This is a genomic window from Pyramidobacter piscolens W5455, assembly GCF_000177335.1.
GTDB lineage: Bacteria > Synergistota > Synergistia > Synergistales > Dethiosulfovibrionaceae > Pyramidobacter > Pyramidobacter piscolens.
The window spans coordinates 46,897-69,737 of the sequence record NZ_ADFP01000047.1 but is presented as its reverse complement, the minus strand read 5'-3'; the positions used below and the strand labels follow the sequence as shown (position 1 = coordinate 69,737).

Below are 22,841 nucleotides of genomic sequence, written 5' to 3'. Positions count from 1 at the left end.
TAATTTAAGGAGAGAGCTGCCATGGGAAATTCGTACACTCTGCGCGAGTTGTCCGAGCGGATTGGCGCAGCTGTTTGCGGAAATGGAGAACGGATCGTCGCGGGCCTTTCCGAATTGAACGACTGCGCTTTTGAGCGTTTGAGCTTTATCGAATCCGCGAAGCTGGCTTCCGCTTTGCCGGAAAACATCGCCGTCGTCGCGGATGAAAAGAATTTTCCCGACGGGCGCGACGGCTTGAAAGTAAAATCGTTCCGCGCGGCAATGGCGGCGCTTCTGGCGATCTTCGAGCCCCGCTATGCGCTGCCTGTCGGGATCTCCCGCGGCGCGTTCGTCGATCCGGAAGCGGTCGTAGCGCCATCTGCGTACATTGGACCGAACTGTACGGTCTGCGCCGGCGCACGTATCGGCGCCGGCGTCAGGCTGATTGCCAACGTATACGTCGGGCCGGACGCGGAAGTCGGCGACGACAGCGTGCTTGAGCCGATGGCCGTTCTCCAGCGCCGCACGAAAGTCGGCGCGAGGTGCCTTATCCATAGCTGTGCGGTTTTGGGGACAGACGGCTTCGGCATTATCCCCGGCGGCCCTGACGGCGAGAACGTAAAAGTTCCGCAGATCGGCCGGGTCGTCGTCGGCGACGACGTGGAGATCGGCGCCGGAACCTGCATCGATCGGGCGACGATCGCCGACACCGTTGTGCAGCGCGGCACGAAAATGGACAATCAAGTCCAGATCGGCCATAACTGCCGTGTCGGGAAAAACTGCATCATCGCCAGCCAGTCGGGCGTCGCCGGCAGCACGACCATCGAGGACGGCGTTATCATGGGCGCGCGCAGCGGTTTGAACGGCCATATAAAAGTCGCCCGCGGCACCCAGATCGCCGGAATGGGGATCGTCATGAAGAATACCAAGCCGGGGCAAATCCTCTCGGGACATCCTGCCACCGACCACATGGAAGATTTCCGTTTCAAGGCCTCGCTGCGCCGCGTTCCCGATATGATGAAGCGTTTGAAGAAATTGGAAGAGGTTCTCGCTCATGAGTCGATACACGCTGAAAAGGGAAATTAGTTTTCGGGGCGTCGGGCTCCACTCGGGCACGCCCGTTTCCATGAGGCTGTTGCCGGCCGGCAGCGGCGAAGGGTATGTGTTTCTTTTCGGCGGCAAGCGTTTCCCGATCCAGGCCGCGAAACATTCCGGCGACGGGCGCGGAACCATTCTCGCCTTTGATTCCAACCGCGTGATGACGGTAGAGCATGTGCTCGGCGCGCTGCGCGGTCTTGGCGTTGACGACGTTATCCTTTGTCCCGAAGGAATCGAGACGCCGTTGCTCGATGGCAGCGCCGCTCCTTTCTGCGAGGAGATCCTGAAGGCGGGGCTTGAAGAGCTTCCCGGAGAGCCGTCGTACCTGCGCGTCTCCTCGCCGGTGTACGTGACTTCCGAGGATGAGAAAAAAATATGCGCCGTCCTGCCGTCCGACCGGCTGAGCTTCACCTATGTGATCGAATACGGCGACAACGCTATCGGCACTCAGGCCGCGACCGTCGTGCCGACAAAGGACAACTTTGTTGCCGAGCTCGGACAGTGCCGAACGTTTTGTCTGTACGAAGAAGTGGCGCACATGCGTTCTCTGGGGTTGGGGCTGGGCGGAACGGTGGAGACGGCGTTGATCGTGGACGGGCAAAAAATTTTGACGCCCGGCGGTTTGAGACGGCCGGACGAGTTCGTCAGGCATAAAATCCTGGATATGATGGGCGATCTGACGCTTATCGGCCGGCCGGTTGTCGGCCATTTTATCGGGATACGGGCGGGGCATGCCATGCATCAGAAACTGATTGACCGTATCGCGCGCGAGTGGGGCTCGGCTTGAAAATCCGGATCATCAAGTTTTGCCTGTTCACGGCGACGCGTCGGGGAACCATATGCGCAGCATGGTACAGGTGAGTGACTGTAAGGAGATGGCGTTATGTTGGATATTAGAGAAATCATGTCGTGTGTGCCTCATCGGTACCCTTTTCTTCTCGTCGATCGCATTCAGGAGCTTGTGCCCGGAAAGAGCGTCGTGGCCATTAAAAATGTCACGATCAACGAACCGTTTTTTCAGGGGCATTTTCCCGGCGAGCCGGTGATGCCCGGCGTTCTGATCCTTGAAGCGATGGCCCAGGCCGGGGCCATGATGGTGCTGAATATTCCCGAACTGCGCGGCACGATCGCTTTTCTGACCACGGTCAACAGAGCGAAGTTCCGGCGTCCGGTCGTGCCGGGAGATCAGCTTGTGATCTATACCGAGATGGGACGTATCTTCGGCAAAATGGGCAAGGTCAAAGCCCACGCGGAAGTTGAGGGAAAAACGGTCGCCGAAGCCGAATTGGGTTTTATGCTGACCAAAAAACCTGAAGGGGAAAAATAAAATGGGGATTCAAATACATCCGACTGCGATTGTCTCGCCTCACGCCGAACTGGCCGACGGCGTCGTGATTGGCCCCTTTTCCATTGTGGACGAGAATGTGACTGTGGGGCGCAATACGGTTCTGCGGCCGTTTGTCCACCTCTGCCCTTACACTCGAATCGGCGAGGACGCGGTGATCTTCGAGGACGCCGTGATCGGCCCCGAACCGCAGGACCATGCCTTCAAGGGTGAAACCAGCTGGGTCTTTGTGGGCAACCGGTCGGTCATCAGGGAAAACGTGACGATCCATCGCGCTTCCGGCGAGGGGAACGTGACCTCGGTCGGCGATGACTGCCTGATCATGGAGGGCGTACATTTAGGGCACAACGTGCAGATTTCCGATTCCGTGACGATTTCGAGCAAATCCGGGCTCGCCGGCTATGTGAAAATCGGGCGGGGAACGGTGATCGGCGGCATGTCCGGCTTCCATCAATTCGTTCGTGTGGGCTCGTTCTGCATGATCGGCGGCGCCTCGCGCGTGGCGCAGGACGTGGCGCCGTTCCTGCTGGTCAACGGGGCGGAAGCGTGCCGCGTGTACAGCCTGAACGTTATCGGCTTGCGTCGCAATAACTTCTCGTCCGAGCGCCGTCTTGAAATAAAACGTGCCTACAGAAAAATTTACCATTCGGGGTTGCCCATGCGCGAAGCTCTTGCCGAACTCGAAAAGCAGGACGCAAAATCCGCCGATATAGAAGAAATCATCCGTTTCTTCAAGGAAGGCGACAAGAAAAGAGGCTTCTGCCCCTGGCCTGCAAGCAGCGCAGGCAAATCCGAGGACTGATGTTCCGTCTTCTGGCCATGGACGTCGACGGAACGTTGACGGACGGCAGCGTTTTCATCGACGCGACGGGGAACGAGTTCAAGCGCTTCGACATTCAGGATGGAATGGGCATCGCGCTGTTTCGCAAAGCGGGCGGCAAAGTGGCCTGGATCAGCGGACGTTTTTCCGCCGTGACGGAGCTGAGGGCTCGGGAACTGCACGTCGATTTTCTGGCCAACGGCGTCGCAGAAAAGCTGCCCGTTTTAGAAAGAATCGCCGCCGAGGCGGGGATAAGCGCCGCAGAAGTCATTTTCGTCGGAGACGATGTCAACGACCGCGAATGCATGCGCTGGGCGGGGCTGGGAGTCGCCGTGGCGAACGCCGTCCCCGAAGTGAAAGCGTCCGCCTCGTATGTGACGCAGCGCAGCGGCGGCAGCGGCGCCATCCGCGAGGTTGCCGATATGGTTCTTGCGGCACAAGCGAAGGAGGTCTAGTTTATGAAACCTTTTCGCACGTTGGATCGCTTTATTATGAGAGAGTTGATGGGGCCATTTCTCTTCGGAGTGATGGCCTTTACGTTGATTATGGTCGCCGGCGGGTTATTGTTCAAGCTGGCCGACCTCATCATCGAACAAGGCGTTTCTCTGGGCGTCGCCGGCCGTCTTTTTATCTACGAGCTTCCTTCCGTCGTCGTTCTGACGCTGCCGATGTCCTGTCTTTTGGCTTCGCTTCTGGGCTTCAGCAAAATGTCCGCCAACAGCGAAATCGTCGCCTTGAAAGCGGCCGGAATTTCGTTTTCGCGCATCGGCCGTCCCGTTCTGGTCGCGGCGCTCGGCGTCACGATGCTCTCTCTTGCCTTGAACGAGACGGTCGTGCCGCTTGGCAAGATCGCCGCGCAGAACGTGATGCGCTACGAGGTCGCTCGCGAAAAGCCCGCGCTTCTGAAGGAGCAGGTGTTTTTGCGGAGCAGCGATCCTTCGTCCGAGGGGCTGAGAAGAATTGTTTACATCAACAAACTCTATGCCCGTTCGGGAACGATGGACGACGTGGTCGTTCAGGAGTTCAAGGGCGCCGATCTGGTTCGGCTGACGACGGCCCGGAAGGGCACGTGGGTCGACGGCGTCTGGTATCTTGACGATGGCGACGTGTTCGAAGTGAAAGGCAGGGACACCGTTGAGCTGACGCTGCATTTCAAGCGCCAGGCGCTTCCGATCCGTCTGACGCCCCAGCAGATCTCCCGCTCCACCGCCAAACCCGACGACATGAGCTGTCTGGAACTGATCAAATATATCGAAATCCTCAGAGCCCAAGGAAAGAGTCTGGAGCCGTTGTGGGTCGCGTTTCATTTGCGTCTGGCCGTGCCCTGGGCATGCGTGATCCTGGCGCTTATCGGCGCGGCGCTCGGCGTGCGGCCGATGCGAAAGGGCGGCGCCAGCGTCGGCTTCGGACAAAGCATTTTGATCGTCTTCGTCTATTATGTCGTCATGTCGATGGGGCGTTCTTTGGGGCAGGCGGGACACATCCCGCCGGTCCTCGGGGCCTGGCTGCCCAATATCCTGTTTTTTGCCGGAGCGCTTCTTCTCGCCCGGAGGGCTGACCGATGAACGCCGGACATCTGGCTCTCGTCGCCGGAGAAGGCGCGTTGCCCCTCGAGATCCTGAAGGCGATGATCAAAAAAAAGGCGCCGCCGCCGAAAGTGTATCTGCTGGCGGAGAACGACGCCCCCTATCTGGAAGAAGGCATCGCCGTGCAGAAAATCGCCAATCCCATGGCGATCGCGATGATCCTCGCAAAGATGCGCCTGATGGGAATCCGTCGTTTGATGATGGCCGGCGGCGTGCCCAAGAAGAACATTTACTCCGCGGAAAAGCTCGACCGAGGCGCCAAGTCCATCCTTTCTTCCGTACAGGACCGCAACGATCACAGCTTGCTGGCCGGGATCGTGAAGTATATCGAAAAATTCGGAATCCAGGTCATGAGCTACGAGGAAGTCATTCCGGAGCTCTTGGCGCCCGAGGGGCATATCGCCGGTCCCGTCCCCGACGCGGAGCAGCTGCAGGACTGCGAGTATGGGCTGAGCATCCTGCGGGTTCTGCTGCCGCTTTCATTCGGACAGTCCGTTGTCGTTTCGAATCGCGCCGTCGTCGCCGTAGAAGCGATGGAAGGCACGGATGAGGCCGTCCGGCGCGCGGCGTCGTTAAGCGCTCATGGGATTCTGCTGAAAGGGATGCGCGCAGATCAGGACCGCCGCTATGATTTGCCGGTCGTCGGCGTGCAGACGCTGCGAAACATGGCCGATTCCGGTCTGACGGGGCTTTTTATCGAAGCGGGCAGCGTGCTGCTGTTGGAAAAGGACGCTTTCCTGCAAGAGGCGGAGCGTTTGGAAATCAGCGTGACGGGAGTTGCCACATGTCGATTTTTATAAGCACCGGAGAGCTTTCCGGCGATATCTATGCGGCCAAATTGAGCGCGGCGCTCCACAAAATTCTTCCCCACGAACAGCTGTGGGGAATGGGCGGCGCTCTTGCAGAAGGGATCTGCAAGGAATGGGACAACGCGCTCCTGCACATCATCGGCCTGGGGCGGATCATCAAATCGCTGCCGTCGTTGTTTCAGTTGAGGAAAGAGCTGGCGGAGGCCGTCGTAAAACGGGCGCCGCGCGCGGTTATCGTCGTCGACAGCCCGGATTTCCATATTCCGCTGCTGAGCAAAATCCGCGCCCTCGGCTATAAAGGCCCCGTCGTCTATGTGTGCCCGCCGACGATCTGGGCCTGGCGCAGCGGCCGGGCGAAATATCTGAAACGTTACTGCGATCTCTGTCTGCCGCTGTTTCATTTTGAAGAAAAAGCCCTGCAAGCATGGAACGTGCGGAGCTATTGGTGCGGAAATCCGTTGATCGACGATCTCGACAAATTCATCCCGGTCGGCGCTTCTTTGCCGGACGATGCGATGCGCGTCGCCCTGCTGCCGGGAAGCCGCCGTTCCGAAATAAAAACGCTGCTTCCCGTCCTTCAGGAGACGGCGCTGAAATTGAAAGAAACGGGGCTTCATCCCGTGTTCTCCATCGCCCCGGGGCTCGACGAGGCCAGCAAGACGATGGTCAGGAACAACAAGGCCGGAATCGAAGCGACGGAGATCAGCGGACGCAATTTGATGCACGCCTCGAAATTCGTCATCGGCGCCAGCGGCACGACGGCCGTCGAAGCGATGTTGCTGAATCGCTACATGATCGTGCTTTACAAGGGAACCGCGTTGGAATGGCGGATCTATAAAATGCTGACGCATACGCCCTTCGTTTCCATCCCCAACGTGCTGGCGGAGAAAATGATGTTTCCCGAGCTTCTGCAGGACGACTCGCGCGCCGATAGGATTCTGCATTATGTCGATTTATACCTTCACGACAAGAATTACTGTGACGACATTCATAAACAGATTGTGTCGAACAGGCGACTGATGGGGGAGCCGGGGGCAATCCAACGCTGGGCAGAAGCCATTTCCGAGCTGGTGAATTCATGAGAGTCGCTTTTTTGGCCAACGGGCCGGGAGAGGTCTGGGGCTGGTGCCGGCCGCTCATCAAAGAAGCCTCCGGCAGAAATTGGACGGTGGACGTGCATCTCCTGCCCTGTCCTTTCGCTTCAGGCCGGGAGATCAACGCGCTTTCGCGGCTTCCCGCGACGATATTGAGGCACCGGACGACCGCCGGCGCCCTGCGATGTTTTTTTTCGGCGGAAAAGTACGACGCCGTTCTGCAACTGGGGGGCGACTTGTTTTTCGGGCGCCTTCTGGCGTGGAGACAGCGTATCCCGCTGGCCTGCTATTCTTACGGGCGCAAAAAAGGCATGAAACGCTGTGAAAAGGTGCTGACGTCCCGCCCGGGGCTATTCAGTTCCGAGAGATTGGAAATTGTCGGGGATCTGGTGCTGGACAGTCTCGATCCGGGAACTCCCGAGAGCTGGCGCGCGCCTCAGGGCAAGCGGCTGGCGATTTTTCCCGGCAGCCGGCCGAACATCCGTCGCAAAGCCTTTTTTTTTCTGAAAGATTTCCGTTCGCATTTGCTGAAAATCGATCCCGAGATCGAATTGAGGGTTCTCCTGTCGCCATTTTCGGAGGAGAGCGAGTCTCGACTCTGGAGCGAAAGCGGTTTTTCAGTCTGGACGGGAACGACCCCCGCGGGGATTCGAGATGCCGATCTTGCTCTGACGCAGCCCGGGACGAATACCTTGGAGCTGATGTACTGCAAGCAGCCATTTGTGGTGGCAGTCCCCTTTTCTTTTCTGCGGCAAATGCCCATCGCCGGGCTGGTCGGCATGCTCGACCGCATCCCCTGGTTCGGCGGCGCGCTGAGGGAACAGATCATTCGAAAAGCGATTCCCAGGCATATCGGGAAGATGTCGTGGCCCAACAGGCTCGTGAACGAGAGTTTTGTTCCCGAATTCATCGGCGAATACAGCGCTTCGCGGCTTGCCGATGAGATTGCCGAGGTTTTGCGGGCTCCGGAAGCGCTCAAGACGCAGAGGGAACGTCTGCACGAGCTTGCCGCCGCGGTCGTTCCCGGCGCTCCGGCGAAGATTTGCAACATTCTCGAAAGGATGGCAGCCGATCATGAAAGAGAAAGGAAGTAAGCCTCTCTATCGTCGACTGTTGGCACTCCTTTTGCCTTACAGGGCAAAATTGGGATGTGCTTTTGTCTGTATGGTCGGCGCCGGGCTCTGCGCGGCGATCCCCGCCTGGCTGATGAAGAACGTCGTCGACGGCGTGCTGATCCGCAAGGATTACGCGATGCTGAACGTGCTGGTCGTCTCGCTCGTCATACTCTTTGTTTTCAAGGCGGCGTTTACTTACGGCCAAAAGTATTTGATGGGCTGGGTCGGGCAAAAGGTCGTCATGGATATGCGGGTCGCCGCTTACGCTCATCTGCAGACTTTGTCGCTGAAGTTCATCAACGACAAGCGCGTGGGCGAGCTTTTGTCGCGAGTCACCAACGACGCCAACATGCTGCAGATGACCGTCACGAACGTGGCTGTGGATCTTGTCGTTCAAGGCGTCTCGTGCGCGGCGATGCTTTCCTATTGCCTCTATCTGAACTGGAAGCTGATGCTCTATACGCTTTTGATCCTGCCGGTCGTCGTTCTCGTGCTGAAGAGCGCTTCGGAAATCCTCCGCAGGGTTGGGCGCCATATGCAGCAGTGTGTCGCCGAACTTTCTGCGGTAGCCGAGGAAGCGCTTTCGGCGATTCGCATCGTGCGGGCTTTTGCGACGGAGGAGCTGGAACTTTCCCGTTTCGAAGAAAGCAACCGGCAGAATTTTGACGTCATCATTCAGGGCGTCAAGGTCAACGCGGCTCTGAACGGCGCCGTCGAGGTCCTCCTCATTGTGGCGCTCGCTCTGATCCTCTGGCTGGGAGGCCGCCAGGTGCTGGGCGACGTCATGTCGCCCGGCGAACTGATCGCCTTTCTCGGGTCGCTGGGATTTTTGGCCTCGCCGATCAACAATTTCACGCGCGCCGTCAGCCAGCTCCAATTCGGTTTCGCGGCGGCGGAACGGATCTTCAGCCTTCTCGACAACGACGACCGGGTCGTGACGCCGCCCGGCGCGGTCGTTTTGAAGCGCCTGCGAGGCGAAGTGCGTTTTGAAAGCGTATGGTTCAGCTACGAGCCGGAACAGTGGATCTTGAAAGATCTGAATCTGACGGTTCGCCCCGGCGAGAAAATCGCCGTCGTCGGAGCGACGGGCGCCGGCAAGTCGACGCTCGTCGATCTGGTGCAGCGCTTTTACGATCCGCAGAGGGGAACGGTTTTCATCGACGGATACGACGTCAGGACCGTCGATCTCAAAAGCCTTCGCACTCAGATCGGCGTGGTGCCGCAGGATCCGGTTCTGATGAAAGGCTCCATCGCCTTCAACATCGCCTATGGATACGCGGCGAAAAAAGGCGAGATCGAAGAAGCGGCCGCTATCGCCGGCATCTCCGAATTTATCGATTCTCTCCCCGAGAAATACGAGACGGAAGTGGGGATCCGCGGCGTCACCGTCAGCGGCGGCCAGCGCCAGAGGATCGCCATCGCGCGGGCGATCGTCCGCAATCCCCGCATCATCATCCTCGACGAGGCCACTTCGTCGCTCGACGCCGCCGTGGAACGGCAGATCCAGGAAGCGATGGACCGCGCCATGGAGGGGCGCACGTCGTTTGTCATCGCTCACCGTCTTTCGACGATCATCAACGCAGATCGCATCCTTTACCTCGAGAACGGGCATATCGTCGAAGAGGGGACTCACGAAGAGCTCCTTAGGAAAAACGGGGCCTATCAAAAACTCTTTTCGCTTCAATACGGAGCCGGCCGTCCATGAACTTTCTCACGAAGTCCTATCTTGCCTATTCCCACGGAGAAAAAAACGTATCGCCGTGGGTGATTTTGAAACCGCTGGGATGGCTGGGCTCCGTCATCGTCAGAACACGGCGGGCGTTTTACGATCATGGCATCTACGCTTCGGAAGAACCGCCGCTGCCTGTCATCAGCGTCGGGAATCTCACGACCGGCGGGACCAACAAAACGCCTTTCGTCGAATTCATCGCCGAGCAGCTGTCCCGCTGGGGCCTGAAGCCGGGGATCGTCAGCCGAGGCTACGGCGGCACAACGTCCACGCCGGTCGTCGTTTTGAACGGCCACGGCGACAGAAGCGTCGTCGGAGACGAACCGCTTCTGCTCTCGTCGCGGCTGACGGACATACCGGTGGCGGTTTCGAGCGACCGCATGGCGGACGTGGCGGCGCTTTTGAATCACAACATCGATATCGTCGTCGCCGACGACGCGTTTCAGCATCGCAGGATGGTCCGTGACGTCGATATCGTTCTTGTCGACGCCACCTGTCCGTTCGGCAATGGAACGTCCCTGCCTAACGGCATTTTGCGCGAACTCCCCAGTTCTTTGTCGCGGGCCCACGCCGTCGTCATTTCCAAATCGGATCAGACGTCGCCGGAGGCTTTGCGGCGTCTGAAAGAGAGGATCTCCCACTGGGTTCCGGAAGAGCGCATATTTTATTCGCGACTGGCTGATCCCGCCTGGGAGCGATGGGATGGAAGGCGGTTCATTCCCGTCGGGGAAAACATGGCGGCCTTCTCTCTGGTAGTTTTTTCCGCGATCGGCAATCCGCACAGCTTTCGAAATACGATCGTCACAAGCGGCGCGACCATACTCCGCGAATTCGAATTTAAGGATCATCATCACTACGATGCGAACGATTTGCAGAAGATTGAAGATACGGCTCAAAAATCCGGCGGCAAAGCCATATGCTGCACGGAAAAAGACATATTCAATCTGCCGCAGGGATACGTTCCCCGCGTCCCGCTTTACGTGCCGAGAATAAGCGCGGTTGTCGAAGAGTCCTCCAGATTCTGGGACGTCGTCGTTCAGGCGCTCCGTCCCCGGATTGTCGTCGCGTCGAACGGGTACGGCGAAGACGCCATCGGGGCCAAGCTCGCGCGCAAAGCGGCGCGGAAATTTCCGCAGGCGGAGGTCTGCGCTTTTCCGCTTGTGGGATCGGGGATTCCTTACAAGAAGATCGGCGTCAGGATCCTGCCGCCTCTTTCGGAATCGCCGACCGGCGGAATTATAAAATATCACCTGCATGACCTTTATCAAGAGATCAAGGCCGGGCTTTTTCGGCAAATTTCCCGTCAGCTGTCTGCGTGGGATCAGTTGCGCAGCAGCTGTCGCACGGTTCTTTGCGTCGGCGATGCGTACCTCCTCTGCCATACTTTATGGGGGCAGGGGAAAAAGGCCCTCATGGTGGCAACGGCGAAAACGAAATTTATCAGCGGCCATTGGAAGCTGGAAAGTTTTTTGTACCGAAAAGGCTGCAAGAAGGTCTGGCCCCGCGACGAAGAAACGGCGGTCGAATTACGTCAAAGCGGCGTTGCCGCCGTCTTCGAAGGAAATCCAATCATGGACCTTTCTTGTGATAATACTAAAGGGACCGTCCCGTGGGGCGAAGGGCGCCGGCTTCTCGTGCTGCCCGGCAGCCGGGAACGGGCATACAAAGATCTGAGCCTGTTGCTGCGCGCCCTCAGCAAAATTTCCGAACGCTGCTCGATCGCGGCCGTGATGGTCCCCGCGCCCAGCATTGATATCGATACGCTGGCGAAAACGGCGGTCGGCTGGGAGTTCGACGGCCTCCATCTTCGCCGCGGCCGGCTGGATATTGTTATTTACCGCGGCGAGGTCGCGGACGCGGCGCAAGGAGCCGAACTTCTGCTGGGGCTGGCCGGAACGGCCAATCAGGTCTGCGCCGGTTTGGGCGTTCCCGTTCTGTCGGTCATTGAAAAAGGGAAGTTGGTGCAGAAAAAACTCCTCGGGAACTCCGAACTTTTGGTGGAACCCGATGCGGATGCCCTCGCGGAAGCGGCGGTCGATCTCTTGGCCGACGCCGAGCGACTGGCTTATATGAGTTCGGAAGGGCGCCGGCGCTTAGGCCAATCGGGAGCGCTCGACGCCGTTTTGAATTATGCCGCGGAGCAATTGGGCTGGAAGAAAAGGGCTTTTGTTTACGATGAATTGAGCAAGCGAGTGAAATTCGATCGATGACAGCGTTTTGCGCCAAGGGAGGGAAGGGCGATGAAGAAGATAGAAATTGGAGATTTTGTGGTCGGGGGCGACCGGCTCACCTTGATTGCAGGCCCCTGCGCCCTGGAAAGTCTGGAGCTCGGGCTGGAAGTCGGCAGGAAAACTCAGGTCCTGTGCGAAAAGCTGGGGCTCAATTACATTTTCAAGGCCTCGTACGACAAGGCGAACCGCACTTCGATCTCCAGCCCCCGCGGTCCCGGCATCGAGAAGGGGCTGCAATGGCTGGCGCAGATAAAAGCCGAACTGGGCGCGCCCATCCTGACGGACATTCACGAGCCGTGGCAAGCCGCTCCCGTCGCGGAAGTCGCCGACGTGCTGCAGATCCCCGCGTTCTTGTGCCGCCAGACCGATCTTTTGGTGGCCGCCGCCAAAACCGGACGGGCGGTCAACGTCAAAAAGGCGCAGTTCCTTTCCGCTTGGGACATGAAGTCCGTGCTGGGCAAGCTGACGGAAGCCGGCAACGATCGCGTGATGCTGTGCGAGCGGGGCACGATGATGGGCTACAACCAGCTGGTCGTCGACATGCGCTCCCTTGTGATCATGCGTTCTCTGGGCGCGCCGGTCGTTTTCGACGCCACTCACAGCGTGCAGATGCCCGGCGGCATGGGCGGCAGTTCCGGAGGCGACCGGCGCTTTGCTTTGCCTCTGGCCCGCGCGGCCGTCGGCATCGGCGTGGACGCGCTGTTCCTTGAAGTCCACCCGCAGCCGGAAAAAGCGATGAGCGACGGGCCGAACATGGTGCCGCTGGATCTTCTGGAAGGTTTTCTCGAACAGGTCCGCGCCATCGACCGCCTTGTCAGAAACGGCATCGGCCCTGTGTCCTTGGACTGGTGCGAACGATGAACGACGTTTCGATGACGCTGCCGTCGGACCGGCAGCCGGAAAAACTTTCGGACGAAAAACTCCTCGAAGCGGGCTGTCAGGTGCTGCGGCACGAGGCGGAAGAACTTGTCCGCGCGGCCGATCGCTTCGGCTTGGAACTCGTACGGGCCGCCCGTCTGCTGGAAGCCTGCAAGGGGAGGATCGTCGTCTCCGGCATCGGCAAGGCGGGCCATATCGGCCGCAAGATCGCGGCGACGCTCTCGTCGCTGGGAACTCCTTCTTTCTTCCTTCAGGCCAGCGAGGCGGCGCACGGCGATCTCGGCATGGTCCGACACGAAGACGTGGCGCTGCTGATCAGCAACAGCGGCAAGACGGCGGAAGTCGTCGCCCTGCTGCCGTTTTTCCGCCGCATCGGCGCGCCGGTCATCGCCGTTTCGGGCGACGCCGCTTCACCGTTGGCGCTGGGGGCGGATATTTTCCTGAACTCTGCGATCGAACGCGAGGCGGATCCGCTCAATCTGGCGCCGACCAGCAGCACGACCCTGCAGCTGGCCATCGGCGACGCGCTGGGAGCGATGGTGACGCTGCTGCGCGGTTTGAAAAAAGAGGATTTCGCCCTGTTCCACCCGGCCGGCTCGCTGGGGAAGAAGCTCTTGCTGCGCGTGTGCGACGTGATGAACACGAGCGGTTCCCTGCCGGTCGTCTCGCACGAAACCCTGGTCAAGGATGCCTTGTTCGAGATCACCAGCAAAAATTACGGCGCCACCAGCGTCGTCGACGACAAGGGCTTTCTCGTCGGCATTTTCACCGACGGCGATCTGAGGCGGCTGATCGCTAAAGAGGGGATCCGTTGTCTGGACCGCAGAGTCGAAGACGTGATGATCGGCTCGCCGCGGACCATCGTTCCCGAAGCGCTCGCCGCGGAAGCAGTGCACATCATGGAAAAACTCGAGATTTCCGTCCTGATCGTCGTCGACAAGGACCGTCGCCCCGTGGGAATGGTGCACATTCACGAGCTGCTTCAAAGCGGCGTCGCCTGACCATGTCGTTTTACGGCTGTGTTTCCGAGCTCCTGTTTTTTGTCGCGCGCCCGTTTCTGAATCGCAAATACGACGAGGGCAACGGACAGAGGTACGGCCGCTATCCCGAAGATCTGCCCAAGGGCGCTCTGTGGATCCACGCGGTTTCAGTCGGCGAGGTGCAGTCGGCCTATCCCTTTGTCATGGAAATCAAACGGCGAAACCCGGATATGCCCATTCTCCTTTCGACGATCACGAAGACCGGCCGGGCCATGGCGGCGCGGCTGGCAGGCGATCTCGTCCGGCATATTTATTATCCGTGGGATTCGCCGAGCGTTCTCAAAAGAGCGCTGGCGACTCTGCGTCCGGCCGCCTACATCACGATCGAGACGGAGATCTGGCCGGAAATGCTCTTCCAGCTTCGGAAACGCCGGATCCCGGCCTTTCTCGTCAACGGCCGACTGTCGGAATCGAGCTTTCGAAAATACCGGCGTCTGCGCTTTTTCTGGAAGCGGGTCATTCGCCGTTATTCTCTGATCATGACTCGTTCCGCGCCGGATCGGGACCGTTTTATCGCCCTGGGCGCGGAACCGGACCGGGTGAAGGTGACCGGAGACTGCAAAGTGGACGCGCTGATCGCCCGCAAAAATGCGGCCGACGGCGCCGGCCTGAGGGAGATTTTTGCCGGCAAAGAACCGCTGATCCTTGCCGGAAGCACCCACGAAGGGGAAGAAGAGATCGTCTTCGACGCCTACGCGGAGCTGTTGAAGGTCCATCCCAGCCTGAAACTCGTCGTCGTGCCGCGGCATCCCGAACGCAGACGCGCGCTGCTGGACAAAGCGTCCGCGAGAAAGCTCGGCAGAGTTGAGCTGATGTCGAAGGCGCGCAGCGGCTGGAATGTTCTCATTGTCGACCGTATCGGCGTGCTTTTCCCGATTTACGGATACGTGAAAGCGGCGTTTCTCGGCGGCTCGCTTGTTCCCAAGGGCGGCCAGAACATCATGGAGCCGGCGATCTGGGGCGTTCCGTTCTGTCAGGGGCCTGACTACCGCGATTTTGCGGAAGCGACGGAAGCGCTCAAAAAAACGGGGCTCTGCGCCATTGTGCGCGACGCGCGGGAAATGAGGGATTTTTTCGACGGCGTCCTGTCACACGACAATTCCGACTTCGACCGGGAGAGCCGGGAATTTTTCGCCGCCCTGAGCGGCGCGTCCCGGCGAAGCTGGGATTTGATAACGGAGTTCCGGCGCGGGAATTGTCCGGAAAAAACGTCTGTAAGCGTTAAGGAAGAAGGGGCAATATGGCACTGATTCACAGAGAACTTCTGAAAACTTTTTTTGAGCGTCAGGACGAGCGCACGCAGGCCGGCATCAAAAAGGCCACGGAAAAGATGGCCGAGGTCAAGAAGAACGGCGGCAAGATCGTCGTCGCCTGCGGCAGCGGCCCAAACATCCACGAAGGCGTGACGACGCTGATCGCGGAACTGATGGACAAGGGTATTATCGACGGCGTCACCACAAGTTCGGCGGTCGTCGGGCACGAAATGGCGGGGGCCCTCGACCGGGTGAAAATGGTCAGTTCCGACGAGCTGGGCTTCGATCCCGAGGACATGCCGCGCGGCAACGTCTTCGAGTTCACCTGCATGGAACCCGAGGAGCTGGCGGCGTTGAAAAAACAGATCGTCCTGGACGACGCGCTTCTCGCCAAAAAAGACCGGATCGCCGGACACGAAGTCGTCAAAGCGGCCGGCAATATGGCCTATCCGATGGGCTACTGGAACGAGCACGTCGCTTCCGAAATCTGCGACATCGCCCGCACCTACGCGCTTCCGTTCGAAGTCGTCGCGGGCTGGGGCTGCGACCGCCGCACGATGCTGGGCGTCGGCGCGGCGAAAAATCTTCCCGTGCTGGTCAGCCTGCCGCAGATGGTCGGCGGCGGCAACATCGGTTCGTGCATCGGCGACAGCATCCCGATCCGCCAGCGCTGCATGCGCGTCGCCCGCATGCTCGAAGACGCGGACGTCATCATCGAGTCGGCCATCGCCCTTTCGCAGGAACTTCACGACGGGCCGTTCGAAAAGTACACGGGGCACGGCATCTGGGCCTGGTGGAACGGCATGCACACTTACAACCTGCGCGGCAAGACGCTGATCCGTCTCGACCTCGACGAAAATCTGCGCCGGGCCTGCGATTCTCAGGCGCAAATGCAGGAGGCCATTGCCAAGGGGTTGCCGAAAACGAAAATTTCCGGCATCCCTTTCCGCATGGAGATGTCGGCTTTCGCGCGCCACGAGGGGAGCATCCCGCTGATCGGCGACATCGGCGAAGTCTGGCCGGTTCTGGCCGTCGGCGTCGCCGACGCGCTCGGCGTTGAACTCGATTTCATGAGTTACAAACAAGAAACCGCCGAGGGCAAAGCCATGCGCGAGTGGATCGTCAGCAACGTCAAACCGCTGAACATCGAGGCGATCAGAGCCAAGGCCCTGACGTTCAGGCTGTAAAATGAAAACGATCGGAATCATTCCGGCCCGCTGGGCCTCCAGCCGCCTGCCCGGCAAACCGCTCGCCGATCTTTGCGGCAAACCCGTGATCCAGCACGTCTATGAGCGATGCCTGAAAGCCCGTTCTTTGGCTCAGGTGATCGTCGCCACCGACGACGAGAGGATTATGAGCGCCGTGGCCGCTTTCGGCGGCCGAGCCGTGATGACGTCTTCCCACCATTCCAACGGCACCAGCCGCGTCGCCGAAGTCGCCGCGCGCGTGGAATGCGATTATGTCGTCAACATCCAGGGCGACGAGCCGCTGATCGACCCGCGCGTGATCGATCAGCTCGCCGGCGTTCTGCTCCATGCCGACGCGCCGATGGCGACGCTTTCCGCTCCTTTTTCGTCCGCGGAAGAAGCGGCCGATCCGAACAACGTCAAGGTCGTCGTCGATCGAAAAGGCCGAGCCCTGTATTTCAGCCGCAGCGTCATCCCCTTCGCGCGCTGCGGAACGCCCGTCGTTTATAAGCATATCGGCATTTACGGCTATCGCAAGGATTTTCTGCCCGTTTATTCGCGCCTTGCGGAAACGCCGCTTGCCGAAGCGGAGAGTCTCGAGCAGCTTCGCGCGCTGGAACATGGCTACGACATCGCCGTCGCCGTTTCCGCGTATCCCGACCGCGGCGTGGGAATCAACACGCCTCATGATTTGGAGCTGGCGAGAAAGTTGATGAGCGAAAAAATCTGAACAAAATCCGCAATAATCGGATATAATAAAAGCCAGTCTGCGTTATTCGGACTGGCTTTTTTTTCGTATCGATATCCCCGTTCGAGGAGAAAAAATGAAAACTCTGTATATCGATTGCACGGCAGGCATCTCCGGAAGCAGATTGATCGGGGCCCTGCTTGATTTGAAAAAAGAAGACGCCGACGAATTCAAGCGGCGGATGTCGTGGCTTCGTCGCCACGGCTGCGCGTGGACTGTCGGGCCGGCGCGCCGGAACGGCTGGACCGGCATCGAGGCGGAACCGGTTTCGTCCGGCCGCAAGGATCTCGGATTCGCGGAAATAGAGACGCTCCTCGACGAGTCGAAACTTTTGCCGGAGATGAAGGAGCGCGCGTTCTCGGCCTTCAACGATTTAAAAACCGTGGGCTGCGTTTTCCGCGGCGACGAAGGCGGAGCGCCTCTCCTTGACGCCCGCCTCGTGTTCGAAATTGTCGGGGCGCTCGCGCTCTTGGAGACGCTCCAGGTCGATTCCGTCTATTCCTCGCCGATCAACGTCGGCGGCCGCGTGAGCGGGTCAGGACGGAGCGCCGTGTCCGCGCCGGTTTCGCTTTTTTTGAAGGGAATGACCGTTTTCGCCCGCGAAGGGGAACATGAACGGACAACGTTAAGCGGCGCCCTGCTGCTCAAAGCCCTCTCCGCATCCACCGCGCCCCTTCCGGCAGGCAGGCTGATCGCCGGCGGCTGCGGGGGAGACTCTTCGCCGGGAAGCGATGAAGCGCTGCACGTCATGGTGCTCGAGCAGAACGACGAAGCGGCTCTTCCGTATTTGACGGGGAAAATCGTCGTCATGGAAACGAATATCGACGACATGAACCCGCAGGATTATCAGAATCTGGAAGAGCGCCTCTTCGCGTGCGGCGCGCTGGACGTCTTTTTTACGCCCATACTGATGAAAAAAATGCGTCCGGCGGTGAGGCTGACGTGCGTTTCCAGTCCTGCCGACAGGGAAAAGCTCGGCGAAATCATTTTGCGTTACAGCACGACGATCGGCCTGCGCTGGAGCGAAGTCAACCGCATGACCCTGAAGCGCCGCATCCAGAGATTCGAAAGTTCCGTCGGCCCGGTGTCGATGAAATTGTCGCGCTGGGGCGATGAAATCGTCCGCGTCACGGCCGAGTACGAAGATTTGAAGCGCATTTCCCGGGAGACGGGGCGTCCTTTGGAACAGCTTCGCCCCTTGGTCGTCAGCGAATTCCGTCAAAAGGAAGATTTATAAAAATGGATCTGAAACCGCTTTTGATACTTCTTAACGAGAATACCCGCGGACATATCGTCCAGAGCCGGGGAATACGCGACCGCATGCAGAGGCTCGCCGATTTCGAAGCGGTGGAATTCGACATTCCCCATTTAAACGGAGCGGCGCGGATCAAAGCTCTCAAACTGCGGGCCCGGCGCCTTCCCAAAGCGTCTCCGCAGGGCGCGGAACGTTGGCTTTTGAGAGCCGGCGGCAAGGAACTTCTTGACCGTGTCGCCATGCTGAATCCGGAGCGGCGTTCGCTCCTTTTCCTTTCCGCGGGAAGCACGGCCGCGCCGTATTGTTTGGCTCTCGCCAAAAGATTCAACGGGAAAAGCTGCGTGGTGATGACGCCCTCCGTCCTGGGCACGAAGCCTTTCGATATGGCGGTCGTGCCCAAACATGACGGGCGCCGCGGCGGCAACGTTCTGGCCACGCTGGGCGCCCCCAATTCCATTTCTCCGGAACTTTTGGAGAGCCAAAGCCGGGAACTGCTGAGCGATTATCCCCCGCATCAGAAAGACGCGTGGGGGATCCTCATCGGCGGCGACGATTTGAACTATTCGATCGCCCCCCTCTGGGTGAACAAAGTCCTGCCGACGCTGCTCGACGCCGCCGCCGACGCCAACGTCGACCTGTATATCACGACCTCGCGCCGCACGCAGGCGGCGACGGAGATGGCGATCTCCAAGCTCTGCGGGGACACCAGCGTGGTGCGGATGCTGCTGCTGGCCTCGCAGGATTCCAGAAATCCCGTCCCCGGCATTCTCGGCCACTGCTCGCGCGTCTTCTGCACCGAAGACTCCGTTTCGATGATCTCCGAAGCGGTCACCGCCGGCGTGCAAACGGCGGTCATCACCGTCGGCCATCACCACGGTGTCAAACGGCTTCTGCAGGAAGTGACGGAATGGCTCGTGGACGCCCGGCTGCTCTCCACCCGGTGCCTCTGGGGCGTCCCCCGTTTCGACAGAATGATCGAGGATTTCGAAAACCAGAATTATCTGTGCCTGGTCACCCCCCGCAATCTGGACGACGATCTTCGTCATTTCCTCGGCCGGCCGCTTGACGGGATGAGCGGCTTCAACGAAGCCGAAAAAGCCGCGAGGTGGATTCTGAACAGATGGCTGCCATGAAAATCGTCCACATCCTCCCCGAGCTTCAGATCGGCGGCGTCGAACGGCACGTGATCGACCTCTCGAACGAACTTGTCAAAAAGGGGCACGAGGTCATGGTGATCTCGGCCGGCGGGCAGATGGAACGCCAGCTCGACCCGAAAGTGCTGGTGCGCCATCTTCCCGTGCACAAAAAAAATCCGCTGACGGGACTGTACAGCGCGGTAAAAGTTGCCCAATGGGTCAGACAGGAGCATTGGCAGATCATTCACGCGCACTCCCGCGTGCCGGCGTGGATCGCCAACTGGGCCAGCTCTTTGGCCCATGTCCCGTGGCTGTATACCGCTCACGCGGTATACAGCCATAATTTAGGACTGTATCCGCTGAAAAGGGCCGATAAGGTCATTTGCGTCAGCCGAGCGGTAAAGGACGATCTCAGCGAATACATTCCTGCAAACAGCGAGGTTATTTACAATGGTTTGCCCGAAAGCGTGCCGCAGTGGCGCCCTCGCGACGGAGACACGCCGGTGATCCTTGCCGTTGGGCGTCTGACTCGTTTGAAGGGAATCGACACCGTTTTGCAGGCTCTGGCGCTGTTAAAACAAGAAGGAATACGCCGTTGGAAATTCGTGATCGTCGGAGACGGGCCGCAGAAAAGAGAGCTTGAAGAACGCGCCGTCAGTTTGGACGTCGCTCCTCAGGTTGAATTTACGGGATATAAAGAGGATATTATCGAAAGGCTCCTGAAATGCAGCTGTTATGTTTTGCCGTCTCTTTCCGAAGGGATGGGGCTGACGCTGATGCTTGCCGTGAAGATGGGCGTGCCTGTGCTTGCCTCGGATCTGCCTGCGATTTGCGAGCTGGCCCTCGAAGGGGAAAAGCTTTTACCGCCTTCGGAGATATCGGCATGGACGTGTAGTTTACGGCGCGTCCTGAGCGGTTGTCTCGAGGCTGCGCCAAAGTTTGATGAAAGCGTCCTTTTGACGGAAGCGCAGATGGCCGGGAAATTGCTTGCGATATATCAAAATTTAAACGCTCCATGTGCCGAGAAATGAAGAAGCAGTCGTCATGAACCCGTTTTCTCCCGCAAACCGATTCGTAGTTTTCTTACGGCCGGTCCAAACGCATGACTGAGAGGGTATAACATGCTATGAGAGTCCTGCATTACGTTGACGAGAACCGCTTGGCCTGGATGGTGCCATGGATTCAACTGCTGAAGGAACTGGAGAAGTGCGGCGTCGAGAACCACGTGATCTGCCGGGGCGGCGGCACTTTGGCGGCCGGATTGGCACGGGAGAACATCGAACATTCCACGTACGTTCCCGTTGCGCAGTGGCTGCCCGCCGTCGCCTATGGCGTGGGGCGTCTTATCGATCGCGTGAAGCCGGAGCTGATCCATACGAGGCTCTCTGCGGCCGCGGCGATCGGCGGCTATTGGGGACTGAGGAAGGACGTTCCCGTCGTGTCGACGTTCGACAAATATCCGAAAGCGAAATACTATCGCCACTCCGACGTCGTGATCGGCTGCTCGTCAGCCGTTACGGAGCATATCAGGAGCTTGAAATTAAAGCGCGCGTTTCTTACGGAGACGATTCTCAATCCCGTTTTATCCGAAAAATACGTTCGCGATGCCGAGGTGCGCCGACAGTTTCGCCGGCAGCTTTCCGTTCGCGGCGATGAAACCGTGATTTTGGGAATGGGGCGTTTTGTCGGTTGGAAAGCGTGGGACGATTATCTGCGCGCCGTGGCGCTGTTGCCAAAGGATGTGAAGGCGCATTTTTGGCTTGTCGGCAGCGGCCCTGAGGAAGCGAGCCTGAAAGAACTGGCCCGCCTTTTGGAATTGGAACACCGTGTGCGTTTTTTCCCTTTTGCGGCCGATGTCAGGCCGTGGCTGTGGGCGGCTGACCTTTTCGTGCAGACCTCGAAAAAGCCGGAAGGGTTCAGCCTGATGCTCATCGAGGCGATGGCGGCCGGGGTCGTGCCGATCGCTACGGATATCGGGGGCACGTTGGACATTGTCGAAGACGGAGAGAACGGCCTGTTGTTCCGCCCGTCCGACGTGAAGTTTTTGAGCGTTCTGATGATGCGGGGGATGGATCCCTCTTTGCGCCGCAAGCTCTCGGAAAACGCGTCGAAGAGCGCGGCGGAAGTGAGCGTGAGCAGGATCGCCGTTCAGACCGTGGCGCTCTACAAAAGGACGTTGCAGATTTCAAATGAGCGAACCCTTCGCACCGGAAAGAAGAGTTGAAATGACGAAAGAGAGCTCCAAAGCAGACACCATCGAGAATGTCCTCGTAAATTTGTATCTGGCCTCCGTGTGCCTGTCTCCTTTAGGACCCGTCGTCCACTATGTTTTATGGGCACTGTGTCTGATCCTGATGACTGTCGGCAGAATAAAATATCATGTGCCTTTCCGCTTGAAGAATCTGGACCGAACCGGGAAAATCGTCCTTGGATGTTGGCTGGCGTTATGCCTCTGGAGTGCTGCCGTGGGGCTTTTGACGTTCCATGATGTGGACGGCTACGGCAGAAATGTCACCATCTTTTGGGAAGTTTTCCTCGGCATGTATTTTGCGGCGCGTTTCCTGACTCGCGAGACGAGCCGCCGAAAAATGATGCGTCTTTTTGTCTGGGCGAGCGTATTGATTCTCTTTGGAAACCTGCTGCGGGAATTGGGCTTTATCGGCTATTTCCCCAATCGTTCTTTGGAGAACGGGAATAATCTGGGGCTGCTCGGCCTGCTGCTGCTGCCGCCCCTTGTTTGCTATGCGTTCTGGTGCGCCGAAGGACTTGTCCGGCGCGTGCTTATCGTTGTTCCCGCGTGTCTTGTCGTTTTTTTGTCTTTTTCTTCAGGGGCGTGGATGGCCGCGGCGATCGGCGGATGTTTTCTGCTCTACTGGGCTTCCAGATTCAAGAAGATCGGGATCTCGTTTCTCGCGAGCGGGGCCGTCGTGCTCGTGCTGGCCTGTGTCGCGATCAACGCTCGTTCCGGAGGCAGCCTGTGGAGAAAAATCGCGACGGAATATCGGCAGGTTACGTCGATGCGGGACATGGGAGCGTTTACGACGTATCGCAACGAGATCTGGAACGCCTCGGCCTATCTGATCCGGAAGCGTCCCATTACAGGATGGGGCGGAGAGAAATTTCTGCGCCTGTATCATGAACTTTTCCGAACGAAAGCCGACGAGTTGGGGCTGAAGTATCAGGCGAACGGCATGCACCCGCATTCGACGTTTCTGAACGTCGCCTATCTTGCCGGGATCCCCGGCCTCGTGCTTTTTCTGGCGGCGTATGCCGTCTCTTTGAAGAAAGCTTTCCGGCTGGCGCGAACGGAGAACGGACGGTCCTTCCCGTGGGGCGTCGCCCTTTTCATCCTGCTGTTGACCGTGCTGGCCTACGCGCTGACCGCCGACGTTCTCATGGGACGCCGCGATACGTCGGTGATGTTCTGGTGTTTTTGGGGAATTCTGCTGATTTTGCCGGATGGGCGCGGTTCGCCTTGTGAGAAATCATAACCGCGCTCGACGTGATTTTTACCGATATGATGAAAGAGGCGTGGCA

General features: G+C 58.8%; 21 protein-coding genes. All 21 read left to right on the top strand.

The features are described 5' to 3' along the window. Positions 1-21: 21 nt before the first annotated feature. Positions 22-1,065 carry a UDP-3-O-(3-hydroxymyristoyl)glucosamine N-acyltransferase gene (gene lpxD / locus HMPREF7215_RS03725; protein WP_009164313.1) on the top strand — a complete coding sequence of 348 codons (1,044 nt, stop codon included), beginning with the start codon at positions 22-24 and terminating at the stop codon, positions 1,063-1,065. Continuing rightward, positions 1,034-1,864: a UDP-3-O-acyl-N-acetylglucosamine deacetylase gene (gene lpxC, locus HMPREF7215_RS03720; protein ID WP_009164312.1), complete on the top strand. Its 831-nt coding sequence runs from the start codon at positions 1,034-1,036 to the stop codon at positions 1,862-1,864. Before lpxD ends, lpxC begins: the two co-directional genes overlap by 32 nt. Before the next feature lie 96 nt (positions 1,865-1,960). Continuing rightward, positions 1,961-2,404, top strand: a complete 444-nt coding sequence (gene fabZ / locus HMPREF7215_RS03715; protein ID WP_009164311.1) for a 3-hydroxyacyl-ACP dehydratase FabZ — start codon at positions 1,961-1,963, stop codon at positions 2,402-2,404. 1 nt (position 2,405) lies between these two features. Then, positions 2,406-3,224, top strand: coding sequence for an acyl-ACP--UDP-N-acetylglucosamine O-acyltransferase (gene lpxA, locus HMPREF7215_RS03710; RefSeq protein ID WP_009164310.1), 819 nt, complete (start codon positions 2,406-2,408; stop codon positions 3,222-3,224). Then, the gene (locus HMPREF7215_RS03705) at positions 3,224-3,697 is read left to right on the top strand and encodes a KdsC family phosphatase (RefSeq protein WP_009164309.1); all 474 of its coding nucleotides are present in this window, start codon (positions 3,224-3,226) and stop codon (positions 3,695-3,697) included. The genes lpxA and HMPREF7215_RS03705 overlap by 1 nt, the downstream gene beginning before the upstream one ends. Positions 3,698-3,700: 3 nt before the next feature. After that, the gene (lptG, locus tag HMPREF7215_RS03700; RefSeq protein WP_009164308.1) at positions 3,701-4,807 is read left to right on the top strand and encodes an LPS export ABC transporter permease LptG; all 1,107 of its coding nucleotides are present in this window, start codon (positions 3,701-3,703) and stop codon (positions 4,805-4,807) included. Further along, entirely contained in the window at positions 4,804-5,628 is an 825-nt protein-coding gene (locus tag HMPREF7215_RS03695) for an LpxI family protein (protein ID WP_009164307.1), read from the top strand. Before lptG ends, HMPREF7215_RS03695 begins: the two co-directional genes overlap by 4 nt. Then, on the top strand, positions 5,613-6,719 hold the full coding sequence (locus tag HMPREF7215_RS03690; RefSeq protein WP_009164306.1) for a lipid-A-disaccharide synthase: 1,107 nt from the start codon (positions 5,613-5,615) through the stop codon (positions 6,717-6,719). Before HMPREF7215_RS03695 ends, HMPREF7215_RS03690 begins: the two co-directional genes overlap by 16 nt. Next, complete coding sequence (locus HMPREF7215_RS13090) at positions 6,716-7,825, top strand: glycosyltransferase family protein (RefSeq protein ID WP_009164305.1); 1,110 nt, start codon at positions 6,716-6,718, stop codon at positions 7,823-7,825. The genes HMPREF7215_RS03690 and HMPREF7215_RS13090 overlap by 4 nt, the downstream gene beginning before the upstream one ends. Next, on the top strand, positions 7,806-9,551 hold the full coding sequence (locus tag HMPREF7215_RS03680; RefSeq protein ID WP_040550364.1) for an ABC transporter ATP-binding protein: 1,746 nt from the start codon (positions 7,806-7,808) through the stop codon (positions 9,549-9,551). The genes HMPREF7215_RS13090 and HMPREF7215_RS03680 overlap by 20 nt, the downstream gene beginning before the upstream one ends. Beyond that, entirely contained in the window at positions 9,548-11,785 is a 2,238-nt protein-coding gene (lpxK, locus tag HMPREF7215_RS03675) for a tetraacyldisaccharide 4'-kinase (protein ID WP_009164303.1), read from the top strand. Before HMPREF7215_RS03680 ends, lpxK begins: the two co-directional genes overlap by 4 nt. Before the next feature lie 30 nt (positions 11,786-11,815). Next, complete coding sequence (gene kdsA / locus HMPREF7215_RS03670) at positions 11,816-12,667, top strand: 3-deoxy-8-phosphooctulonate synthase (RefSeq protein WP_009164302.1); 852 nt, start codon at positions 11,816-11,818, stop codon at positions 12,665-12,667. Then, positions 12,664-13,686 (top strand): KpsF/GutQ family sugar-phosphate isomerase, encoded by a 1,023-nt coding sequence (locus HMPREF7215_RS03665; protein WP_009164301.1) that lies wholly within the window; start codon positions 12,664-12,666, stop codon positions 13,684-13,686. The genes kdsA and HMPREF7215_RS03665 overlap by 4 nt, the downstream gene beginning before the upstream one ends. A 2-nt stretch (positions 13,687-13,688) precedes the next feature. Next, positions 13,689-14,975: a 3-deoxy-D-manno-octulosonic acid transferase gene (locus tag HMPREF7215_RS03660; RefSeq protein WP_009164300.1), complete on the top strand. Its 1,287-nt coding sequence runs from the start codon at positions 13,689-13,691 to the stop codon at positions 14,973-14,975. Beyond that, positions 14,966-16,165 (top strand): hypothetical protein, encoded by a 1,200-nt coding sequence (locus tag HMPREF7215_RS03655; protein ID WP_009164299.1) that lies wholly within the window; start codon positions 14,966-14,968, stop codon positions 16,163-16,165. The genes HMPREF7215_RS03660 and HMPREF7215_RS03655 overlap by 10 nt, the downstream gene beginning before the upstream one ends. A 1-nt stretch (position 16,166) precedes the next feature. Next, positions 16,167-16,895: a 3-deoxy-manno-octulosonate cytidylyltransferase gene (gene kdsB / locus HMPREF7215_RS03650; RefSeq protein ID WP_009164298.1), complete on the top strand. Its 729-nt coding sequence runs from the start codon at positions 16,167-16,169 to the stop codon at positions 16,893-16,895. A 94-nt stretch (positions 16,896-16,989) separates the two neighbouring features. Beyond that, positions 16,990-18,150, top strand: coding sequence for a nickel pincer cofactor biosynthesis protein LarC2 (gene larC2 / locus HMPREF7215_RS03645; RefSeq protein WP_009164297.1), 1,161 nt, complete (start codon positions 16,990-16,992; stop codon positions 18,148-18,150). A gap of 2 nt (positions 18,151-18,152) precedes the next feature. Beyond that, positions 18,153-19,301: an ELM1/GtrOC1 family putative glycosyltransferase gene (locus HMPREF7215_RS03640; protein ID WP_009164296.1), complete on the top strand. Its 1,149-nt coding sequence runs from the start codon at positions 18,153-18,155 to the stop codon at positions 19,299-19,301. Beyond that, positions 19,289-20,335 (top strand): glycosyltransferase family 4 protein, encoded by a 1,047-nt coding sequence (locus HMPREF7215_RS03635; protein WP_009164295.1) that lies wholly within the window; start codon positions 19,289-19,291, stop codon positions 20,333-20,335. Before HMPREF7215_RS03640 ends, HMPREF7215_RS03635 begins: the two co-directional genes overlap by 13 nt. Positions 20,336-20,430: 95 nt before the next feature. Continuing rightward, the gene (locus HMPREF7215_RS03630) at positions 20,431-21,528 is read left to right on the top strand and encodes a glycosyltransferase (protein WP_009164294.1); all 1,098 of its coding nucleotides are present in this window, start codon (positions 20,431-20,433) and stop codon (positions 21,526-21,528) included. Between the two features lies 1 nt (position 21,529). Further along, entirely contained in the window at positions 21,530-22,795 is a 1,266-nt protein-coding gene (locus HMPREF7215_RS03625; RefSeq protein WP_009164293.1) for an O-antigen ligase family protein, read from the top strand. The last annotated feature ends 46 nt before the right edge of the window (positions 22,796-22,841 follow it).

Coding starts and splice junctions, on each gene's coding strand:
- lpxD (WP_009164313.1), top strand. CDS start 22: ATGGGAAATTCGTACACTCTGCGCGAGTTGTCCGAGCGGATTGGCGCA.
- lpxC (WP_009164312.1), top strand. CDS start 1,034: ATGAGTCGATACACGCTGAAAAGGGAAATTAGTTTTCGGGGCGTCGGG.
- fabZ (WP_009164311.1), top strand. CDS start 1,961: ATGTTGGATATTAGAGAAATCATGTCGTGTGTGCCTCATCGGTACCCT.
- lpxA (WP_009164310.1), top strand. CDS start 2,406: ATGGGGATTCAAATACATCCGACTGCGATTGTCTCGCCTCACGCCGAA.
- HMPREF7215_RS03705 (WP_009164309.1), top strand. CDS start 3,224: ATGTTCCGTCTTCTGGCCATGGACGTCGACGGAACGTTGACGGACGGC.
- lptG (WP_009164308.1), top strand. CDS start 3,701: ATGAAACCTTTTCGCACGTTGGATCGCTTTATTATGAGAGAGTTGATG.
- HMPREF7215_RS03695 (WP_009164307.1), top strand. CDS start 4,804: ATGAACGCCGGACATCTGGCTCTCGTCGCCGGAGAAGGCGCGTTGCCC.
- HMPREF7215_RS03690 (WP_009164306.1), top strand. CDS start 5,613: ATGTCGATTTTTATAAGCACCGGAGAGCTTTCCGGCGATATCTATGCG.
- HMPREF7215_RS13090 (WP_009164305.1), top strand. CDS start 6,716: ATGAGAGTCGCTTTTTTGGCCAACGGGCCGGGAGAGGTCTGGGGCTGG.
- HMPREF7215_RS03680 (WP_040550364.1), top strand. CDS start 7,806: ATGAAAGAGAAAGGAAGTAAGCCTCTCTATCGTCGACTGTTGGCACTC.
- lpxK (WP_009164303.1), top strand. CDS start 9,548: ATGAACTTTCTCACGAAGTCCTATCTTGCCTATTCCCACGGAGAAAAA.
- kdsA (WP_009164302.1), top strand. CDS start 11,816: ATGAAGAAGATAGAAATTGGAGATTTTGTGGTCGGGGGCGACCGGCTC.
- HMPREF7215_RS03665 (WP_009164301.1), top strand. CDS start 12,664: ATGAACGACGTTTCGATGACGCTGCCGTCGGACCGGCAGCCGGAAAAA.
- HMPREF7215_RS03660 (WP_009164300.1), top strand. CDS start 13,689: ATGTCGTTTTACGGCTGTGTTTCCGAGCTCCTGTTTTTTGTCGCGCGC.
- HMPREF7215_RS03655 (WP_009164299.1), top strand. CDS start 14,966: ATGGCACTGATTCACAGAGAACTTCTGAAAACTTTTTTTGAGCGTCAG.
- kdsB (WP_009164298.1), top strand. CDS start 16,167: ATGAAAACGATCGGAATCATTCCGGCCCGCTGGGCCTCCAGCCGCCTG.
- larC2 (WP_009164297.1), top strand. CDS start 16,990: ATGAAAACTCTGTATATCGATTGCACGGCAGGCATCTCCGGAAGCAGA.
- HMPREF7215_RS03640 (WP_009164296.1), top strand. CDS start 18,153: ATGGATCTGAAACCGCTTTTGATACTTCTTAACGAGAATACCCGCGGA.
- HMPREF7215_RS03635 (WP_009164295.1), top strand. CDS start 19,289: ATGGCTGCCATGAAAATCGTCCACATCCTCCCCGAGCTTCAGATCGGC.
- HMPREF7215_RS03630 (WP_009164294.1), top strand. CDS start 20,431: ATGAGAGTCCTGCATTACGTTGACGAGAACCGCTTGGCCTGGATGGTG.
- HMPREF7215_RS03625 (WP_009164293.1), top strand. CDS start 21,530: ATGACGAAAGAGAGCTCCAAAGCAGACACCATCGAGAATGTCCTCGTA.